The sequence below is a fragment of the Clostridium estertheticum genome (genome assembly GCF_018861295.1).
GTDB lineage: Bacteria > Bacillota > Clostridia > Clostridiales > Clostridiaceae > Clostridium_AD > Clostridium_AD estertheticum_D.
Genome location: NZ_JAHLDM010000015.1, coordinates 1 through 18,763, shown reverse-complemented (window position 1 = coordinate 18,763; position 18,763 = coordinate 1). Strand labels below are relative to the sequence as shown.

The window sequence follows — 18,763 nt, the reverse complement described above, 5'->3', positions numbered from 1 at the left end:
AAAATTATGAATCAGAAAGATAGAATGTTGGCGGGTTTGCCATATAAGGCGTGGTTAGACGGATTAGCAGAAGAAAGAATGGAGAATAAAAAGAAGATATATGGGTATAATCACTGTCTACCAGATGAATACGGAAAAATTGATAAAATAATAAGAGATATTCTTGGTAAAGCAGGTGTAGATATACATATTGAAGCTCCTTTTCATTGTGATTATGGAAAGAATATTGAAATTGGAAATTGTTTTTTTGCGAATTATAACTGTACCATTTTAGATGTGGGAAAAGTAATCATAGGTAATAATGTTCAATTTGCTCCAAATGTTTCTCTATATACAGGAGGTCACCCAATACATCCTGATTCACGAAATTCTGGATATGAATATGGTATTGGTATAACAATAGGAAATAATGTTTGGCTTGGTGGAAATGTTGTTGTAAATCCTGGGGTTCGCATTGGAAATAATGTTGTTATAGGTTCGGGAAGTGTTGTTACTAAAGATATTTCAGATAATGTGATAGCAGTAGGGAATCCATGCAAGGTTATTCGTGAAATTACTGAAGAAGACCGCGAATATTACTATAAAAATAATGTTTTTGATGTTGATGATTATTTTGACTAATATAAAACTAACAGTTTAAGAGGAAGCATTCTTAAAGAGCAGCGCAATGGTAAAATATTATCTAATCCATTCAAAGGGGGTAAAAAATATGAAAACATTAATTATTAGTGGTTCACCAAGAAAGAACGGAGACTCTATGACTTTGGTTAATGAAATGATAAAATATCTTGATGGTGAAGTAAGAATAATTGAAACTTATAATAATATTAATCCATGTGTAGATTGCAGATATTGTTGGCATAACAAGGGATGTTCTATTAACGATAATATGCAAGAAGTATATCAACTGCTTAATGAAGTTGATAATGTTGTAATAGCTTCACCATTATATTTTTCTGAACTTACAGGTCAACTTTTAAGCTTTGCAAGTAGACTACAGTTATTTTATGCAGCTAGATGTATAAGGAAAGACAGTGAGTTTAAGCAGAAAAAGAAAAATGGTGTGCTTGTTATTTCAGCAGGTGGAGATACACGTGACTATGATCGTTCAGAAAAAACTGCGAATATTATTTTTAACCAGATGAATACGACACCAATTGGTAGTGTAAGGTCGATTCATACTAATGAGATACCAGCAAAAGAAGATATTGAGGCTTTAGATAAAGCCAAAGAACTTGCATTGAAATTAAATGAGCTACATAATTTGTCTATGGATTAAATTTTTTAGTCACTAATGTTTCTGATAAAATGGAGGTTAAATTTATTATGGATAATGTTGAAAATATACTTAATTATTATAAGAATGAATTAAAATGGAATCCGCCTTTTGCTGACATACTCTCTAAATATTCCCCAGAGGGATTGAAAGGTTATTTGGTAATGCGTGAATCCGTTCAAAATGGTCATTTGCCTAAAAAGACAAGCGAATTAATTTTTACGATATTGGATAGCTTAGATAATGAAGTAAGTGGTGCAAAAGCACATGCTGTTGCTGCAATAGAAGCAGGTTTAACCATGGAAGAGTTAGTAGAAGCGTTTGTAATTGTAACTATTGTAAAAGGTATTAATGTGTTATGTAAAACAGGCGTTGAAGTTATAAAAGCAGCAGAGAAAAGATTTGAAGAAATAAAATTAACCAAGGAGAATCAACAATAAATCTTCTGTATACGACATATAAAAGGGAGCAATATTAATGGATATGGAAATGAAACATAAAAAAATTATAGCAATTGTTAAGGAGAAATTAACTTGTTCTGCTCATAATTTAGACCATATATTTAGGGTGTACAATCTTTGTCTGTTGATTTCAAAAGATGAAAAAAATGTTGATCTAGAGGTTCTTATTCCAGCAGCATTGTTGCATGACATTGCAAGAGTTGAAGAGAGTGAAGATAAAACAGGAAAAATTGACCATGCTGTTTTAGGCAGTGAAATTGCAGAGGGAATATTAATGAACTTGGAATATGAAGAAGAAAAGATAGATAAGATAAAACACTGCATTATAGCACATAGATTTAGAACTGGAAATGAGCCTAATACGATAGAAGCAAAAATACTTTTCGATTCAGATAAACTTGATGTTATAGGGGCAAGTGGAATTGCACGTACTTTTATGTTAGCAGGACAATTTGGACAAAGATTAACAATTGGTGAACCGCTTGATAACTATTTAAATACCAATACTGTTGAAAATGGGCGGATAAAAGATGTTTCAAAACATACACCTTTTATTGAATATGAAGTAAAGTTTAAAAAAATCCCCGATAAATTATATACAAAAAAAGCAAAGGAAATAGGGAAAAGAAGACTTGAATTCATGAAAGAATATTTTAATAGATTAAAGTTAGAGATAGAAGGGATTGAGTAAAAGTAATTCAATAAAGGAGATAAAAGGATGAAATGCAAAATAAAAAACATATTTATAAACTATGAAATAATAGGAAATGGAAAACCAATTATTATGTTACATGGTTATAATGTAGACCACAGGTTAATGGCAGGATGTATGGAACCTGTATTTAACACTGAAAATGGTTATAAAAGGATATATGTTGACTTACCAGGCATGGGCAAATCAGAGAGTGATGAATGGATTATTGATTCTGATATTATGCTTGATATTGTAATTAGTTTCATTGATAAGATTATTCCAAATGAAAAATTTTTACTTGCTGGTGAGTCATATGGGGGATATTTGGCAAGAGGAGTAATCTATAGAATGGCAGATAGAGTTGATGGTGTTTTATTGATTTGCCCAGTTATAGTAGCAGATCATAATAAACGCAATGTTCCGGAGCATATTGTTTTGCTTAAAGATAGTAAGTTGTTAGCTAAACTGACACCAGAAGTGGCTGAAGGCTTTAATTCTAGTGTAGTAGTTCAAAGTGAAAAAATATATGAGAGATGTGAAAATGAAATAATATCCGGAGCTAAAATAGCTGATAGGGTATTTTTGAAAACTCTTAAAAAAGATGGATATGTATTCACATTCGATGTAGATAAGTTAAATAATAAATTTGATAAACCTTCTCTTATATTGTTAGGAAAACAAGATAATTGTGTTGGATATAAAGATTCATGGAATATATTAGACAATTTTCCAAGAGCGACTTTCGCTATACTAGATAGAGCGGGACATAGTTTGCAAATAGAACAGGAAGAATTATTTAATTCATTAGTGAAAGAATGGCTTGTAAGGGTTAATTAGTTATGAAGTAAATACACCATGTAAAGGAGTTAATTTTATGAGGGTTTTAATTGCACCTATGTCAGCAATGGCAGAAACAAGTGGTCCTTTTTCAAGGGCAGTTGCTTTATGTCATAAATTGAATGAGAAACAGCATGAAGTCGCATTCTGTGCAGCCAAGGATGTAAACTACAAACCTATAGAAAATATAAAAAACTATTATGCACCTATTCCATCACCGCTCGGTATGCCTATGTTTATTGGGAAAAGAATGATTAAAATAGTACAGTTACTAGGGATTCAACAGAAGAAAAGCGTTAATAGTTATGAACAGGTGCTCCATTTTATTGGAGCAATCACTTATAATCATTTTTTAGAAGATGTGTTTTATATAAGAAAGGCAATACAAAACTTTAAGCCAGATGTAGTATATGCGGAATTTAGAATTTCTGCAATTGTTGCTTCAAAGTTGGAAAATGTTAAAGTTGTTACAGGTTTTAGTTATCCTGTTCAGAAGTCTTTTGCTTCTAATCCTGAATATAGTGCAGGCGTTAAAGTGTTTATACAGGAAAATAAACTGCCATCAATCGAGTCAGTCCTTGATATATTTGATTGGGCTGATTTAAAAGTAGTTCCAAGTTCCTATGAATTAGAACCGATTGACGATAAAAAGATAGTTTTTACGGGTCCATTCTTTGTGCCTAATGTAAAAACTGTAGAAACACCAAGGAATAAAATTATAGCATATATGGGATATGGGACAATTACGCCAAAGACAGTTATATACAATTTGGCTAAAGTATTCGAGGAGAGTAAATTCCAAATATATATTGCAACGGAACAAGTAAAGCCATTCAAGAAGAACAATATTAATGTTGATAGAAAATTTGATTTTAGTGAACTTATGCCAGAAGCAGTAGCCTACATAAACCATGGAGGTCAAAATAGTATTATGACAGGTCTAATATATGGAGTTCCTCAAATTATATGTCCAGGTAATAACTTTGAGAGGCGGTATAATGCATCTTCAATAGTTCATTTAGGTGCAGGAGTTTCATTGGAATCAAGTGATTTTAATGCCAAAACAATTAAGAAGATAGTTAAGGAGTTAAACATAAAACCTATCTATGCTAATAATTCTAAAAAATCAGGAGAACGGTTATTAAATCTTGGAGGGGTAAATAAAGTAGTACAGGTTTTAGAAGATTTAATACATTAAATTTAGTAGAAAGTAGGGATATTATGAAATATGAATGGAGAAAGCAAGAGAAAAATTTATACTTACCAAATGGCAAACCAAATTTAATAACGGTTCCGAAGCAAAAGTTTTTTATGTTAAGTGGACAAGGAAATCCTAATGATGAGGAGTACTCTGAGAAAATAGGTGTTTTGTATTCTTTAGCTTATGCTATTAGAATGATGCCTAAACAAGGGTATATTCCAAATGGATATTTCGAATATACTGTTTACCCACTTGAGGCGACATGGGATTTGACTGAAAAAGGAAGACAATTTAAAGAATTGAATAAAGATGAATTAGTGTATACAATTATGATTAGACAGCCTGATTTTGTTACACAAGAAATAGTGGATCTAGCATTTGAAAATGTTAGAAAGAAAAAACCTAATTCTTTTTTAGATGATGTAATTTTTGAAACTATAGAAGATGGATTATCTGTTCAAATGATTCATATTGGCTCATATGATGATGAACCTAAAAGTTTTGAGTTAATGGATAAATATTGTATGGATAATAATCTACGAATTGTATCAAATGTGCATCATAAAGAAATATATCTTTCTGACGCAAGGAAAACTGAAGAATCCAAATTAAAAACAGTTTTAAGATATATGGTTGTTATAAATAATGAGGATAATATTTAGTTAAAAATGTGATAATCTACTCCAAGTGCACGGACTTCTGATAGAATTAAGGATTGAGTTTCCTTAGCTCTATTTTTTTTTACATTATTAAGAAACTGAGCAAAAGGATGAATCTTTAATGAAAGATATATAATTTTTATGAAATATTAAGTTTATTTGGGGAATATGGTATAATAAGCAAAAGATTTAATGTCATATCATCTTTTCTTATGAGCTATGCGTCCCCGTATTTATGAATTATTAAAAAATCACTCATAATTGAATATTATTATTTTGAAAAGTAGTGGAGGTATAAAGAAATTTATAAGTGAGCTAATAATAAAATAGACGGAATATTCATAAAATAATTTATAGTTTTGAAATCATAAAATACTGGTCATTGATTAAGATGAGTATTCTCGAGGATGAATAAACTTAGCATTAGGTAGAATATTGGTGTTTTATCATCCAACAAATAATATACATTATTCAATAAATCATTGGGGAGGAATCACGTGATAAAATTAGAAAGTGAAGGATTAAATTTAGTACCTTTACAGGCAAAACACCTCTCTTTAGCTGTAGATAACTATGGGGAAATGGAGAGTGAGTTGGGATTAAGTGTTTCTAATACAATACTTGATGATGAAATGGAGTATGCAATGAAAGTAAGGTTGCGAAAGGTACTTGAAGATAATAAAAACTATTTATGGTTAACAAATTGGGCGATCGTTCTTAAAGAAGAAAATAGGATAATAGGATTTATAATGATTAAAGGATGTCCTAATGAAAATGGTGAAGTAATAGTTGGATATGGTATTGAAGATATGTACAGAAATAGGGGTTATGCTACGGAGGCATTACAAGGTTTAAAAAAATGGATTTTCGAAAATCCAAAGGCTATATATATAATTGCAGATACAGAAAAGGATAATATAGAATCTCATAAAGTATTAAAAAATGTGGGTGCTATTAAATATAAGGAAGATGAAGAATTAATATGGTGGAAAATTGAAAATAAATAAAATATTTTAGGAGGATATACATGGATGAAATAGCCAAATTAAAGGCCGGTGATTCGATAGGTATTTTCTCGCCATCAGCACCTATAACATATTCATGTCCTAATAGATTTGATAAAGCCAAGAAATATTTACAAAGTAAAGGCTTTAAGTTGATAGAAGGAAGTTTAACAGGGAAATATGATTTTTATAGGTCAGGGAGTATTATGCAAAGAGCAGAGGAATTAAATAGTTTAATTAGAAATCCAGAAGTAAAATGTATCATGGCAACAATCGGTGGAATGAATTCAAATTCAATTCTTCCTTATATAAATTATGATGAGTTTAAGATACATCCTAAGATAATAATAGGATATTCAGATGTTACAGCAATTCTGCTTGCTATATATGCACAAACAGGAATAAGTACATACTATGGACCTGCATTAGTGGCATCATTTGGGGAATTTACGCCATTTGTTGATCTTACTTATAAATATTTCAAAGAAATCACTATGGATAAAATGAGTTTTCCTTATGGCTTTCAAACTCCAGAATACTGGACAGATGAGTACGTTAATTGGGAAACACAAGATAGAAGCAAAGAGAAAAGAGAAAACTCTTGGATTACAATTTATGGCGGAAATGTCCGAGGTAGGGTAATGGGTGGTAACTTAAATACAATTCAAGGGATATGGGGCAGCAAATATATGCCTGATATAAAGGATGGAGATATACTTTTTATAGAAGATTCTTTAAAAGATGCTGCAACGATAGAAAGAAGTTTTTCTTTTCTAAAATTAAATGGTGTATTTGATAAAGTTTCTGGAATTATACTTGGAAAACATGAATTATTTGATGATTTGAAGACAGGTAGAAAACCATATGAAATTTTAGTAGAAGTATTAGGAGATAATAAGTTACCGTTTATTGCCGATTTTGATTGTTGTCATACGCACCCAATGATGACGCTACCAATAGGATGTAAAATTGAACTTGATGCTACAAATAAGAAAGTAAGCATCATAAAAGATTGGTGTAATTAGAAATATAGTATAGAGATGTGGAGAAAATTGTAGTGGGGGGCGATATGCGGTGCGGGAACGCACATATGTATGTTTTTTGTTTAGATAAGAAAATTATTGCTTGTGGAGCAATTTCAAGTTTTTGGGGAAAAGAAGATGAAAGTATACTTTTAACAATATTTGTTGATGATGAAGGACATTACAGATTAGAAAAATTTAGATAAAGAATAAAATATAAATATCCTAAATTTGATGTAATATAAAAATAATTACAAATAAACTAGTTGTCAAGAGTAGGTACTTTTAGAGAAAGGGATGAACAAATATGGAAACATTAGTAACTAATAGATTAATACTAAGAGAATGGAAAGAAAGTGATAGCACTGATTTATATGAGTATGCTAAAAGTGAATTAGTAGGTCCAAGTGCTGGCTGGCCACCTCATAAGAATGAGGAAGAAGGTAAAGGAATAATAAGAATGTTCATTGAAAGTAATGAAACATATGCTGTAGTTCTAAAATCAGAAAACAAAGTAATTGGTGGTATAGGACTGCATAATAGAAAACCTGATGATAGTCTTTCTGACTTGAAGCAGAAGGAAATAGGATATGTTCTTAACCCTAAGTACTGGGGAAATGGGTTTATTCCAGAGGCTGTAAATTATTTAATAAAATATGGATTTAATGAATTAAATTTAGATTTAATTTGGTGTGGACATTTTGATTTTAATTCTAAATCTAAAAGAGTAATTGAAAAATGCGGATTTAAATATAGATTTCAAAAAACTGAGAGGTTAAAACTATTAAATAATAAAGAAGTTACCACCTTATACTATAATATTTTCAAATCCGAATATACTGATTGATTATAAAAAAACATGGATAGTTTTTATAGTTTTTATATGAAATTTTGAGTAGATAGAAATATTGTATAAAAAGTATAGTTAAATACATGAACGTGAACTATGTAAAAACTAAAAGTGGAGGTATTGTATTGGGGAGGAAAGTTTTAGAGTAAATAGGTCGACTGAGCAAGAGTATAATTATATTCTTGAGTTCACAAGACATGAAGATGGTAATTAAGTTGATTCTTATACACGTACAAAATTAAAGTTAACATTGGTTAAGTCAATAACTAAGGTTTTTACTGCAACGGCCATTTTGATCTTAATAGAAAAAGGGTTGTTACATTTCGATGACAAAATTACAAGTATTATTGATTTAAAAGGAACTACAATTCCTAAGGATGTAAATATCTATAATTTGCTTAATCATACTTCTGGAATCGCTGATGACGCAGACGAAGAAGCAGGAGAAATTTACTCGGATTTATTTATTGATAAACCTAATTATGCTATAAGAAATACATGCGATTTTCTTAAGCAATTTGCATATAAACAACCTTTATTTAAGGCAGGCACTAATGTTAGATATAATAATTGTGCTTTTGTCTTATTGGGTTTAGCGATAGAAAGAATATCTGGACAGAGTTATAGAAAATTTGTCACCGATAATATTTTTGTGCCTAGTGGTATGTTAAATACAAAATTTTGTGCTATGGATGAAGTGAATGCAAATGTGGCAGAAGGTTATGTTGGACACTACGCAAAAAATAAGGATCATATTAAATGGAGAAAAAATATTTACTCTTATCCACCTATTGGATCTCCTGATTCTGGAGCCTATACAACAGTACTTGACCTTGATATTTTTATAAGAAACCTAAAATCAAATGTGGTATTAAATTCAGAATATACGAATATGTTATTTTCACCTCATTGTAAATTTGCCAAGCCATTTAATTGTGGTGAACCTTCAGTTAACGCAACCTTAAGAAAAGGATATGCCTTTGAGTTCGTTGAAGTTAATGGTAATGTATTTTGTATGCGTAAAGAGGGCCTAAACGATGGTGTAGGTGCAATGCTTTCATATTATCCAGAGATTGATGCAACAATTATAATTTTGAGCAATAAAACTATGTTCAATGGAGAGTGTGATGTTTGGGAGATGCATACGGAAATTCAAACTATAATAAGTGATTAATGTTCCTATAGCATATATTGAATGTGAGAAAAAGTAAATACTGTTTTAGAATATATGAGGACTGGAGTAGTCACATTAAGTATTACTCTGTGCCAATACTGTTTTTTATGTAAGGTAGAAATGGACGTGATATTATAAGAAACAAAATAAAAACAGCAAAGGTAAGTGTTTTAACAATAATAGGTGTAATTCTCCCATCCTGTACAGGTGGGGGATGGACAGCCTTTATTTTTTTGTATATATAGTTTTATAGATATGAAAATTATAACCATATAAAGAATGAAAAAGTGTGGACATTTAAAGAGAATGGGAATACAATACAATTAGAAGGTTAGACAGTTATCTAAATATCTAATTGATTATCTAAACCTAAAAAAAATATAAGGAGAAATTAATATGTCAATTCTCAATTTACCGTTTAAGGCACTTGCAGACCCAACAAGGAGAAAAATTATTTTATTATTGAAAGAGAAAGATTTGACTGCTGGAGAAATAGCAGAACATTTTAATATGACTAAACCAAGTATTTCTCACCATCTTAATGCTTTAAAACAATCGCTTTTGGTAACAGATGAACGTAAGGGCCAATATATTTATTATTCGCTTGATACTACAGTGTTCCAAGAAGTAACTAATTGGTTTTTTAATGCAACACATGTTAATGAGGGGGAAAGTGAAAATGAAAAAGATAAGTAATGTTTTAAAAAAAGATAAGGGAATTTTAATACTTATATTTGTAGGTTTTGCACTTGGAGTTTATTTTTATCCATCACTCCCAAGTAGAATACCTATGCATTGGAATTCAAATGGACAAATAAATGGTTATGGGAGTAAATTCTTCGGAGCATTTGGATTAGCTCTGATAAATTTAGGAATGTATTTATTATTTATTATTTTACCTTATATAGATCCTAAAAGAAAAAATTATGAAGCATTTCAGGCAACCTATCAATATTTAAAGTATCTATTAATTATATTTTTTCTTGCAATGGAAGTGTATGCGCTTTTAATAGCCACAGGCACTATTGTTAATAAACCAGATTTCACGCAAATAATGGTTTCATTGTTATTTATTTTATTAGGAAATATAATGGGGAGATTTAAGTTTAACTATTTTGTGGGAATAAAAACTCCTTGGACTTTAGCAAATGAAGAAGTATGGAGGAAAACTCATAGAATGGCGGGACCAATATGGGTTATAGGAGGAATAGTAAATATATTATTAACTGTTATAGGTGTAACTTTTAATGGAATAGTTTTCATAATCATTTTGGTAGTAATGGTAGTTGTGCCTACTGTATATTCATATGTTATTTATCACAAAATTGTTAATGAAAATAAATAAGAAAATAAAAATTAAATGGCCATTACGTTAGAAAACCATGGCAAAACAATAATAAATAGATGACAAACTCTATATTGAAAACTTTTTTTAAAAAAGAAAATAATATTTACAATATGAGTATATAGATGTATAATTTAACAAAATAATTTTATATAATAAAGTGATGTTAAGAAGAGTAAACAAGTAACTCTCATCTCCAAGATATACAATTCTTGGAGGTGAGAGTATTTTATTTTATAGCATTTGCTAAGTAATAATTTAATTTTATTAAAAATAAAACAAAGATATTGTTAACACTGTCGGATGATGTAAAGAAGATAAAGAATTTAAAAGGAGGATTTATGAAAGATAATAGTCAGCCACAAAATTCGTTTTTAAATACATTTAACAATACTTCATTTTTATTAACAGAAGGAGCTATTATAGAGAGATTAAAAAGGGAATTTTGTATTCCTTTAGATAAGGATATTTTGCCTGCAGGTCTAATATATGATGAAAAAGGCATTGAGATATTATCTTTAATTTATTAGCAGTATATTGATATAGCTGATTCTTATAATATTCCTATAATGCTTATGACACCTACCAGAAGAGCAACCGTAGAGAGAATTAATCGTTCAAATTATCATGATAAGAGTGTTATAAAAGATTGTGTAGAATTTTTAGAAGATTTGCGAGAAAATTACCCAGCTCATAAAAATAAAATCTTTATTGGAGGGTTAATGGGATGTAAGGGTGATGCTTATAATCCTAATGAGGCATTAGAGACGTCTGAAGCATATAAATTCCATAAACTTCAAGCAGAATTGTTTAAACAAACAAATGTAAATTTCTTATTTGCAGGGGTCTTACCCGCAAAATCGGAGGCAATTGGTATAGCAAAAGCTATGGCTGAAACAGGCATACCTTATATTTTGAGTTTTGTAATCAGAAAAGCTGGTAGCTTATTAGATGGCACTATATTCAACATACGCACCACTTATAGAAGTGGGCGATTGTAAACCGCAAAAGCGGTCCAGTTCTCATTGAACTAAGAACCGTAAGAAACAATATCCTTGTAACATAGAGCTTGTTTAGTATTCTAAACAAGCTACAAGTATAATTATTTCATGAGTAGCTCATAATTAATGCACCCCTATCACGTAAGTGCCTTCACTGCGTAGCAACCTTAGATTTTAGGGTAACTATAAGCTATAAAGCAATTTTTTATTTTTATATTAAAGTAATTTATCTGAATAATTTAATTAAAACTAAACTTTATAATAGGCTTTTCTTTGAAGACAGCATAATTGCTTACTATAGTATCTTTTACAAAAGCTTTTAAATTCGAGTATCCGAAGGTGCTTGAAACTTTATAGAGGTAATGAACTTTAAGCGTTTTAATTTCTTTGGACAGTACCTTCCAATTGTTTGTAAATATTCTATACATCAAAGGTATTTTCTCTTTATACCCAAGAGCTCTACGAGATATACAGTATGCAGCGGATACATGAATAGATATTCCTTTAGCTTTCATATATTTTATTTTACCCATTTGGCTAGTGTATGCTGGATTTACATAAAATACGGCTAAATTTTCTTTAAAAGCCCTGGAACTGATTGCTTCAATGATTTTTTTATGAGCAAACATACTGATTTTCATATTTCGTTTAGTATTCCCATATGTTAGTTTGGATTTCTTGATATTTTTAATATCCTCACCAGCAAGTGGTTTATTTTTATCCCTGGCTATTTGAACAAGCCCTATGGCACTCTTTTCTAAAATTTTTGAAATTTGCCCTGAAGTTTTATTTGCTATATTAAAATGTATAGTGCCAAAGTCTAATAGGTTTCCGATGCAATCAGTTTCACTCCATGCAATATGGTCATAGTTTATATCATAGCCTACAATTCCATTTGCCTTAGAATAATTAATTTGACTTTCATCTTTAAATAGTTTATAAGATGGCTTAAACAAAAAGTAATCTCCTTTGTCTTCAATTCTCCAAGAAACAAGGGAATTTTTAGTGTTTAGAGCTTCTATTAATAAGTCTTTATGGTAAGGAAAATCAACATTTTCTACTTCAAACCATTGTGAACTATGATATGCACCTATTTTATTTTCATAGGGCAGTTGGATACTTAGTAAATTGGTTTCGTAGTTGTATTTAATACAAGCATTTCCTTGTGTAACTGTGTTAAGTCCTTGAAGTTCTATAGTTTTATGTCTAGATTTATAGAAGTCTTCCTTCCATGCAAAATGATCGTTATATAATGTATGCTGAGCTTTGAATAGTCTCTTAGTACCAAAACATGATTTTACTACACTTGTATTAAGCCTTGCAAGTTTTTGTTTTTGATAACCTATACCACGCTTAATCATATTCAGTTTATTAGTTAATCTGCTAATTTTTTTTACGACAAGAGCATGTTCAAAATCGTATATATTATATATAATTGATTTATTTTTATAATTGGCCTCAACAAAAATCTTATTATCTGACATATAAAAATAATATGGTCTATAATACTTAAATTTGGGGAGACTTTTACTATTTTTAATAGCCTTAGATATATCGATAATATGAGTATGAATCTTACTCCAAAATTTAATTTTATTAGTTAAATCCTTAACAGATTTCTCTCTATGGTTAATGTTCTGCTTTAAATCATCTATGTACATTTTGTTTAATTCAACATTAGAAGATTTATTCCATTTAGCTTCACAAACAGCGTAGTTTGTATAATAAGTATTAAGATTAAACATATTTTTAATAGTTAAATGAATACTCTTAGAAAGACCTTTCTCCTGATTGTAAACAAGAATTGAATAAGCTTTAATTTTAGCTTCATTAACAACATACAGTATATTCGATAGGTTATTAAAATTTTCGCAACGGAGCTTATCTTTATATATTCTTGTAGAAGAATTAGTTTCTATCCTCAAAATATTCGCCACCTTTTTTATAATCTCTAATATATATTATGCCGTAATAGAGCCTATAATATTAATTTATATAAAAATAATTTAGCAACAAAATTCATCTCCGTCTACAGAGAACGGAGTCTTCTTTTGCAAATAAAGATAAATGATATTATAGAGGAAATTGATAATACTATAACTCCAAAACCTTTATGTTATATGGTAAATTGCGTACATCCGATTGTATTACAAGAGGCACTTTCTAACCCACTAAATAAAACAGCATTAGTGAGGGAACGTCTAATAGGAATCCAAGCAAATACATCTACAGCAAGTCCAGAAGATTTAAATGATAATATTAAGCTGCAAACCGATGATTTTGATATATTAATTAATTCAATGATTGAACTAAAGGATAACAACAATTTTAAAATATTAGGGGGATGTTGTGGGACTGATAATAGACATATTGAAGAGTTAGCTAGGAGAGATACTAAGGATATTAATACGGATATTATTTAATTTGTAAGACTTAATGAGTTGCAAGCGTACCATTGGACAAATGTCTATAAATCAGATGAGTTGGAGCATTTTCAAAAATAATTAGATGTAGGGAGAGTGTTTTTATGAATAATATCGTTAATTTTTATAATAAATATGATGAAGAAAGCAGGGTTTCAACCAATAAAGCAAGAAAAGTAGAATTTAATGTAACAACAAGTATTTTAAATGAATATATAAAACATCAGGATAAAATTATAGAATTAGGCGCGGGGACAGGGGTGTATTCTTTTTATTATGCAAATAAGGAAAATGAGGTAGTGGCTACTGATATAACGCCTAAGCATGTAGAAATTATTAAAGAAAAGCTTAGTAAAGCTAGTAACACTATTAAACTACGGGCAGAAGTAGCTAATGCTATAGATTTAAAGCAATATGATTCTGAAAGTTTTGATGTAGTATTATGTCTTGGACCAATGTACCATCTTGTAAATGAAAAGGATAGAGAAGCGTGTATTAGTGAGAATTTAAGAATATTAAAAAAAGGAGGAATACTAGCAGTTGCATATATAAATAAACACTATGTGCTTAATTATATTATGTCTCAAGATAAAAAATTTTTAACTCATGGGTTTATTGATAAAATTTTAAGTGGTGGGACTATAGAGGAAGGTGAAAAAGAATGTTTTTGGACAGATGCATTTTTCACCACACCAACAGACATGGAGTTACTAGTTTCAAAATTTAAGATTAAAATTATTGACCATGTAGCAACTGATGGGATAAGTCCATTATTAGGAAAGCTTGTAGATGAAATGAATGATGAAGAATATGAAGCATGGATTTATTATAATTTATGTAGTTGTAGAGAGAAGAGCATTTTGGGAAGTAGTAACCATGCACTGTTAATATGTAGAAAATAGAAAATAAAAATTTAAGGAGTAAATGATATGGTTGGCTTAAAAAAGGTCCAAGCAGTATTTATAGATAGAGATGGCACAATGGGCGGGGATACCGATGTAACATATCCTGATAAATTTCTTTTATATCCATTTACAGAAAAGGCTATAAAAATGCTAAAGATGAACGGAATTAGAGTATTTGCATTTACAAATCAACCTGGTATTTCAGCCGGAGAAGCTACAGAAGAAGATTTCGTTAATGAATTAAAAGAATTTGGAATTGAAAAAGCTTATATATGCCCTCATACCCCCGAACATAACTGTAAATGCAGGAAACCTGAAGCTGGAATGTTATTAAAAGCAAAAATTGAATATGGACTTGACATATCAAGGTGTTTTGTAATTGGGGACAGGTGGAGCGATATGGTGGCTGCGGAGAGAGCTAATATGGGGAAAATACTTGTATTAACTGGAGCTGGTGAAGAGACATTAGGGAAAGATAGATATAGATGGTCACAAATAGATCCGGACTATGTAGCAAATAATTTATTAGAGGCTGCTCAATGGATTGTAGAGAAGACATTTTAGACATGATTATATGATAATTAAACAAAGAGGTATTATTTTATGGCTAAACTTAATGCATGAATACCAGAACTAATTTTGACGATGAAATACTAATGGACTTATATATTTAATTTAATAAAAAAACAATCTATAGTTGAATACTATTGTGAGGGGAGTATACCATAATGAATGAAGCAAGTTATATTGAAATAATAAAAGAGCAAACAAAGCGTGCTCTGTGGAGTTTAAGCAATGTTATTGAGTGTGTACCCATTGAATATTGGAATGAAAATTATTGTGAAATGCCTCTGTGGAAACATATTTATCATACACTACATTCTTTGGATATGTGGTATATCAATCCACGAAAATATTCTCAGCCATTATTTCATATTGAAAATTTAAATAATTTGGACGTAAAGACAGATAAAATTTTATCTAAAGAGGAATTAAGACATTATTATTTAATAATTGAAGAGAAAATAAATAAATACAACAATAGTTTAACAGATGATATACTTCTAGCTAAACCTGAAAACAGTGAGTGGACAAGGTTTACGTTAATTCTTGCACAACATAGGCATTTACACAGTCACATGGGAATGATTATGGGATTTATTATTGCAGAAACAGGATTATGGCCTAAAGTTGTTGGATTAGAAGATGATATTCCAACGGGGGATTATAGTTTATATTTTTAATAATAATGGGAGGGAATAAGGCAATGGATATATACTTAACCAAAGCAATACTAGATGATGCAGAAACTATTCATGTCATGCAAATCAAATCATTTATGGATTTACTATCGAAATATCAAGATTTTGAAACCAGTCCTGCAAATGAATCAATAGAAAAAACTATTATGCGTTTAAATCAAGAATTTACAGATTATTATATTATTAAAAGAGATAATACACCTGTTGGTTGTATAAGAATAGTGAAAAAGGATAATAAACTCTATCGTGTTAGCCCTATTTTCATTTTACCAGAATACCAAGGGTTTGGGATCGCACAAAAGAGTTTTAAAATTATTGAAGAAGTATATTATGATGCAAAGGTATGGGAATTAGATACTATATTACAAGAATCGCGGAATTGTTATTTGTATGAAAAATTAGGTTATGTGAAAACTGGAAGGACTAAAATTATAAATAGCAAAATGACATTAGTATTCTATGACAAACATCTTCAAAGTTAAGTTTGAGGTGTTAGGTAGGTGAACCATAAAGCAAAAAAACATGTTATAATTTAACTAAGTTTAACTTTTGAAAAGAGTAAACTAATTTTAAGGATAAGGGGTTACAAGAATAATGAAAATGTTTAAAAATTTTATAAGTTATTATGGGCCATATAAGGCTCTATTCTTTGCAGATATGTTTTGTGCATTAATTTTATCTGCAATAGATTTGGTGTTTCCGTTAATAGTAAGGTATTTGTTAAATGATGTTTATGTATTACAAGATGGAAATAAGATAATTAAGTATGTTATATATGTTGGTATAGCGTTATTAATTATGTATATTGTTCGTTACTTTTGTCAGTATTTCATAACCTCATGGGGACATATAATGGGGGCAAAAATGGAAGCAAATATGAGAAAAGACATTTTTGATAATCTTCAAAAGCAATCTTTTTCTTATTATGATGAAGCAAGTACTGGAAAGCTCATGTCGAGAATAGTTACAGACCTTTTTGATATATCAGAACTTGCACATCACGGACCAGAGGATGTATTCATATCCATATTAAAAATAGTTGGATCTTTTGTTATACTCGCAGGTATAAATTTAAAAATAACATTTATACTTCTTTTATTTACATTAGTAATGTTATATTTCTCATACTTTTATAATAAGAAAATGCGAAATGTTTTTGTGGAAAATAAGGAAAAGATAGCAGGAGTAAATGCGCAAATCCAGGACAGCTTAGAAGGTATAAGAGTAGTGAAATCATTTGCTAATGAGGAAATCGAAAATGCTAAATTTACTAAAGGTAATAATGAATATTTAAAGACTAAAGAGGATAGCTATTTTATAATGGGCAGATTTTTTAGTGGTAATACCTTTTTTCAAGGATTGCTTTATCTTAGTGTTATTCTTGCAGGTGGTATATTTATAAGTGACGGTTCATTAAAAGTAACTGACCTTGTAATATACATACTTTATATAAATACGTTCTTAAATCCTATTGACAAGCTTGTAAATTTTACAGAACAGTTTCAAAGAGGGCTTTCAGGATTTCAAAGATTTGTTGAAGTTATAACCACAAAGCCAGAAATAACAGATAGAGAGGATGCAGTTGAATTAGTGAATCCTAAGGGAGAGATAACATTTAACAATGTATCTTTTAGTTATAATAATAGTAGTGACATATTAAGTAATATAAATATAAAAATACAATCAGGTAAGAATATTGCACTTGTTGGTCCATCAGGTGGTGGTAAAACAACCTTTTCTAGCCTAATACCAAGGTTTTATGAGGTAAATGACGGCTGCATAACAATAGATGGTATTGATATACGAAATATAAAACTTAAATCACTTAGAAAATCTATTGGAATAGTTCAGCAGGATGTTTATTTGTTTGCTGGAAGCATTAGAGAAAATATATTATATGGTAGGCCAGGGGCATTGGAAGATGAAATAATTGAGGCGGCCAAGAAGGCAAATATTCATGAATTTATTATAGGTCTTAAGCATGGTTATGATACTTATACTGGTGAGAGAGGAGTAAAGCTTTCTGGTGGACAAAAGCAAAGAATATCTATAGCAAGGGTATTTTTAAAAAATCCATCAATTTTAATACTTGATGAAGCCACTTCTGCTCTTGATAATGAAAATGAACAATTTATTCAGAAATCATTGGAAGAGCTTATGAAAAATAGAACTACTTTAGTTATCGCTCATAGATTAAGTACAATAAAAAATGCAGATGAGATAGTAGTACTTACTGATGAGGGAATAAACCAAAGAGGAACACACGATGAACTTATAGAGCAAGATGGAGTATATTCTTACCTTTACAACATGCAGTTTAAATAATATATACTGCTGTTAATATAGAATTAAAATAGAACTAAGGAGTGAGTTTTCTTAGTTCTATTTTGATTTTTTGTGGGGAATAGATTAATAGTGACACAATACTTTGTCATATTGTTTACAAATTATTAACAATATTGACACCTAGATTAAACATTATTTTATTAGTATTTAAGTATATTCTATATAGATATGTTAGTATATGCTGTAGAAATATGTCTATAATTATCGTTATGTAATGGAAAGAAGGTATATGATGCAATTTACTTCAATAAAATTTTTAATGTTTTTTCTGATTGTTTCTGTTTTATATTATGTAATCCCGCA

Annotated in this window: 23 protein-coding genes; 22 read left to right on the top strand and 1 reads right to left on the bottom strand. The window is 29.8% G+C overall.

Annotated features, from left to right (window positions below):
* Positions 1–6 precede the first annotated feature (6 nt).
* The 16 genes from KPL54_RS14810 to KPL54_RS14735 all read left to right on the top strand — a co-directional run bounded on the left by KPL54_RS14810 (position 7) and on the right by KPL54_RS14735 (position 11,524).
* A complete protein-coding gene (locus tag KPL54_RS14810) occupies positions 7–621 on the top strand; it encodes a sugar O-acetyltransferase (RefSeq protein ID WP_216107293.1) in 615 nt (204 codons plus the stop codon).
* 88 nt (positions 622–709) lie between these two features.
* A complete protein-coding gene (locus tag KPL54_RS14805; protein WP_216107292.1) occupies positions 710–1,279 on the top strand; it encodes a flavodoxin family protein in 570 nt (189 codons plus the stop codon).
* 47 nt (positions 1,280–1,326) lie between these two features.
* Complete coding sequence (locus tag KPL54_RS14800; protein WP_216107291.1) at positions 1,327–1,716, top strand: carboxymuconolactone decarboxylase family protein; 390 nt, start codon at positions 1,327–1,329, stop codon at positions 1,714–1,716.
* Between the two features lie 37 nt (positions 1,717–1,753).
* On the top strand, positions 1,754–2,428 hold the full coding sequence (locus KPL54_RS14795) for an HD domain-containing protein (protein ID WP_216107290.1): 675 nt from the start codon (positions 1,754–1,756) through the stop codon (positions 2,426–2,428).
* A 27-nt stretch (positions 2,429–2,455) separates the two neighbouring features.
* A complete protein-coding gene (locus KPL54_RS14790) occupies positions 2,456–3,268 on the top strand; it encodes an alpha/beta fold hydrolase (protein WP_216107289.1) in 813 nt (270 codons plus the stop codon).
* Positions 3,269–3,305: 37 nt separating this feature from the next.
* Positions 3,306–4,466, top strand: a complete 1,161-nt coding sequence (locus tag KPL54_RS14785) for a glycosyltransferase (protein ID WP_216107288.1) — start codon at positions 3,306–3,308, stop codon at positions 4,464–4,466.
* A gap of 23 nt (positions 4,467–4,489) precedes the next feature.
* Positions 4,490–5,131: a GyrI-like domain-containing protein gene (locus tag KPL54_RS14780; protein ID WP_216107287.1), complete on the top strand. Its 642-nt coding sequence runs from the start codon at positions 4,490–4,492 to the stop codon at positions 5,129–5,131.
* 494 nt (positions 5,132–5,625) lie between these two features.
* A complete protein-coding gene (locus KPL54_RS14775; RefSeq protein WP_268037611.1) occupies positions 5,626–6,135 on the top strand; it encodes a GNAT family N-acetyltransferase in 510 nt (169 codons plus the stop codon).
* A gap of 20 nt (positions 6,136–6,155) precedes the next feature.
* Positions 6,156–7,157 carry a S66 family peptidase gene (locus tag KPL54_RS14770; RefSeq protein WP_216107286.1) on the top strand — a complete coding sequence of 334 codons (1,002 nt, stop codon included), beginning with the start codon at positions 6,156–6,158 and terminating at the stop codon, positions 7,155–7,157.
* Positions 7,158–7,201: 44 nt separating this feature from the next.
* On the top strand, positions 7,202–7,360 hold the full coding sequence (locus KPL54_RS14765; RefSeq protein ID WP_253203483.1) for a hypothetical protein: 159 nt from the start codon (positions 7,202–7,204) through the stop codon (positions 7,358–7,360).
* 101 nt (positions 7,361–7,461) lie between these two features.
* The gene (locus KPL54_RS14760) at positions 7,462–8,001 is read left to right on the top strand and encodes a GNAT family N-acetyltransferase (protein WP_216107285.1); all 540 of its coding nucleotides are present in this window, start codon (positions 7,462–7,464) and stop codon (positions 7,999–8,001) included.
* 253 nt (positions 8,002–8,254) lie between these two features.
* Entirely contained in the window at positions 8,255–9,178 is a 924-nt protein-coding gene (locus KPL54_RS14755) for a serine hydrolase domain-containing protein (RefSeq protein WP_216107284.1), read from the top strand.
* Positions 9,179–9,574: 396 nt separating this feature from the next.
* Positions 9,575–9,874: an autorepressor SdpR family transcription factor gene (locus KPL54_RS14750; RefSeq protein ID WP_216107283.1), complete on the top strand. Its 300-nt coding sequence runs from the start codon at positions 9,575–9,577 to the stop codon at positions 9,872–9,874.
* Entirely contained in the window at positions 9,858–10,523 is a 666-nt protein-coding gene (locus tag KPL54_RS14745; protein WP_216107282.1) for an SdpI family protein, read from the top strand. The genes KPL54_RS14750 and KPL54_RS14745 overlap by 17 nt, the downstream gene beginning before the upstream one ends.
* Positions 10,524–10,864: 341 nt before the next feature.
* A complete protein-coding gene (locus KPL54_RS14740) occupies positions 10,865–11,053 on the top strand; it encodes a hypothetical protein (RefSeq protein ID WP_216107281.1) in 189 nt (62 codons plus the stop codon).
* A 39-nt stretch (positions 11,054–11,092) separates the two neighbouring features.
* On the top strand, positions 11,093–11,524 hold the full coding sequence (locus tag KPL54_RS14735; protein ID WP_216107280.1) for a homocysteine S-methyltransferase family protein: 432 nt from the start codon (positions 11,093–11,095) through the stop codon (positions 11,522–11,524).
* A 239-nt stretch (positions 11,525–11,763) separates the two neighbouring features.
* Here the strand turns inward: KPL54_RS14735 and KPL54_RS14730 are convergent, their stop codons facing one another.
* Positions 11,764–13,449 (bottom strand): IS200/IS605 family accessory protein TnpB-related protein, encoded by a 1,686-nt coding sequence (locus KPL54_RS14730; RefSeq protein WP_216107279.1) that lies wholly within the window; start codon positions 13,447–13,449, stop codon positions 11,764–11,766.
* Positions 13,450–13,575: 126 nt separating this feature from the next.
* Between KPL54_RS14730 and KPL54_RS14725 the strand changes: the two genes are divergently transcribed.
* The 6 genes from KPL54_RS14725 to KPL54_RS14700 all read left to right on the top strand — a co-directional run bounded on the left by KPL54_RS14725 (position 13,576) and on the right by KPL54_RS14700 (position 18,439).
* The gene (locus KPL54_RS14725) at positions 13,576–13,947 is read left to right on the top strand and encodes a homocysteine S-methyltransferase family protein (protein WP_216107278.1); all 372 of its coding nucleotides are present in this window, start codon (positions 13,576–13,578) and stop codon (positions 13,945–13,947) included.
* Positions 13,948–14,051: 104 nt separating this feature from the next.
* Positions 14,052–14,849: a class I SAM-dependent methyltransferase gene (locus KPL54_RS14720; RefSeq protein WP_216107277.1), complete on the top strand. Its 798-nt coding sequence runs from the start codon at positions 14,052–14,054 to the stop codon at positions 14,847–14,849.
* Between the two features lie 27 nt (positions 14,850–14,876).
* Entirely contained in the window at positions 14,877–15,416 is a 540-nt protein-coding gene (locus tag KPL54_RS14715) for an HAD-IIIA family hydrolase (protein WP_216107276.1), read from the top strand.
* Positions 15,417–15,580: 164 nt separating this feature from the next.
* Positions 15,581–16,096, top strand: a complete 516-nt coding sequence (locus KPL54_RS14710; protein ID WP_216107275.1) for a hypothetical protein — start codon at positions 15,581–15,583, stop codon at positions 16,094–16,096.
* A 23-nt stretch (positions 16,097–16,119) separates the two neighbouring features.
* Positions 16,120–16,596 carry a GNAT family N-acetyltransferase gene (locus KPL54_RS14705; RefSeq protein ID WP_216107274.1) on the top strand — a complete coding sequence of 159 codons (477 nt, stop codon included), beginning with the start codon at positions 16,120–16,122 and terminating at the stop codon, positions 16,594–16,596.
* A gap of 112 nt (positions 16,597–16,708) precedes the next feature.
* On the top strand, positions 16,709–18,439 hold the full coding sequence (locus tag KPL54_RS14700) for an ABC transporter ATP-binding protein (RefSeq protein ID WP_216107273.1): 1,731 nt from the start codon (positions 16,709–16,711) through the stop codon (positions 18,437–18,439).
* The last annotated feature ends 324 nt before the right edge of the window (positions 18,440–18,763 follow it).

Excerpts from the sequence above, each read along its gene's own strand:
- KPL54_RS14810 (WP_216107293.1), top strand. The coding sequence starts at position 7 with ATGAATCAGAAAGATAGAATGTTGGCGGGTTTGCCATATAAGGCGTGG.
- KPL54_RS14805 (WP_216107292.1), top strand. The coding sequence starts at position 710 with ATGAAAACATTAATTATTAGTGGTTCACCAAGAAAGAACGGAGACTCT.
- KPL54_RS14800 (WP_216107291.1), top strand. The coding sequence starts at position 1,327 with ATGGATAATGTTGAAAATATACTTAATTATTATAAGAATGAATTAAAA.
- KPL54_RS14795 (WP_216107290.1), top strand. The coding sequence starts at position 1,754 with ATGGATATGGAAATGAAACATAAAAAAATTATAGCAATTGTTAAGGAG.
- KPL54_RS14790 (WP_216107289.1), top strand. The coding sequence starts at position 2,456 with ATGAAATGCAAAATAAAAAACATATTTATAAACTATGAAATAATAGGA.
- KPL54_RS14785 (WP_216107288.1), top strand. The coding sequence starts at position 3,306 with ATGAGGGTTTTAATTGCACCTATGTCAGCAATGGCAGAAACAAGTGGT.
- KPL54_RS14780 (WP_216107287.1), top strand. The coding sequence starts at position 4,490 with ATGAAATATGAATGGAGAAAGCAAGAGAAAAATTTATACTTACCAAAT.
- KPL54_RS14770 (WP_216107286.1), top strand. The coding sequence starts at position 6,156 with ATGGATGAAATAGCCAAATTAAAGGCCGGTGATTCGATAGGTATTTTC.
- KPL54_RS14765 (WP_253203483.1), top strand. The coding sequence starts at position 7,202 with ATGCGGTGCGGGAACGCACATATGTATGTTTTTTGTTTAGATAAGAAA.
- KPL54_RS14760 (WP_216107285.1), top strand. The coding sequence starts at position 7,462 with ATGGAAACATTAGTAACTAATAGATTAATACTAAGAGAATGGAAAGAA.
- KPL54_RS14750 (WP_216107283.1), top strand. The coding sequence starts at position 9,575 with ATGTCAATTCTCAATTTACCGTTTAAGGCACTTGCAGACCCAACAAGG.
- KPL54_RS14745 (WP_216107282.1), top strand. The coding sequence starts at position 9,858 with ATGAAAAAGATAAGTAATGTTTTAAAAAAAGATAAGGGAATTTTAATA.
- KPL54_RS14740 (WP_216107281.1), top strand. The coding sequence starts at position 10,865 with ATGAAAGATAATAGTCAGCCACAAAATTCGTTTTTAAATACATTTAAC.
- KPL54_RS14735 (WP_216107280.1), top strand. The coding sequence starts at position 11,093 with ATGCTTATGACACCTACCAGAAGAGCAACCGTAGAGAGAATTAATCGT.
- KPL54_RS14720 (WP_216107277.1), top strand. The coding sequence starts at position 14,052 with ATGAATAATATCGTTAATTTTTATAATAAATATGATGAAGAAAGCAGG.
- KPL54_RS14715 (WP_216107276.1), top strand. The coding sequence starts at position 14,877 with ATGGTTGGCTTAAAAAAGGTCCAAGCAGTATTTATAGATAGAGATGGC.
- KPL54_RS14710 (WP_216107275.1), top strand. The coding sequence starts at position 15,581 with ATGAATGAAGCAAGTTATATTGAAATAATAAAAGAGCAAACAAAGCGT.
- KPL54_RS14705 (WP_216107274.1), top strand. The coding sequence starts at position 16,120 with ATGGATATATACTTAACCAAAGCAATACTAGATGATGCAGAAACTATT.
- KPL54_RS14700 (WP_216107273.1), top strand. The coding sequence starts at position 16,709 with ATGAAAATGTTTAAAAATTTTATAAGTTATTATGGGCCATATAAGGCT.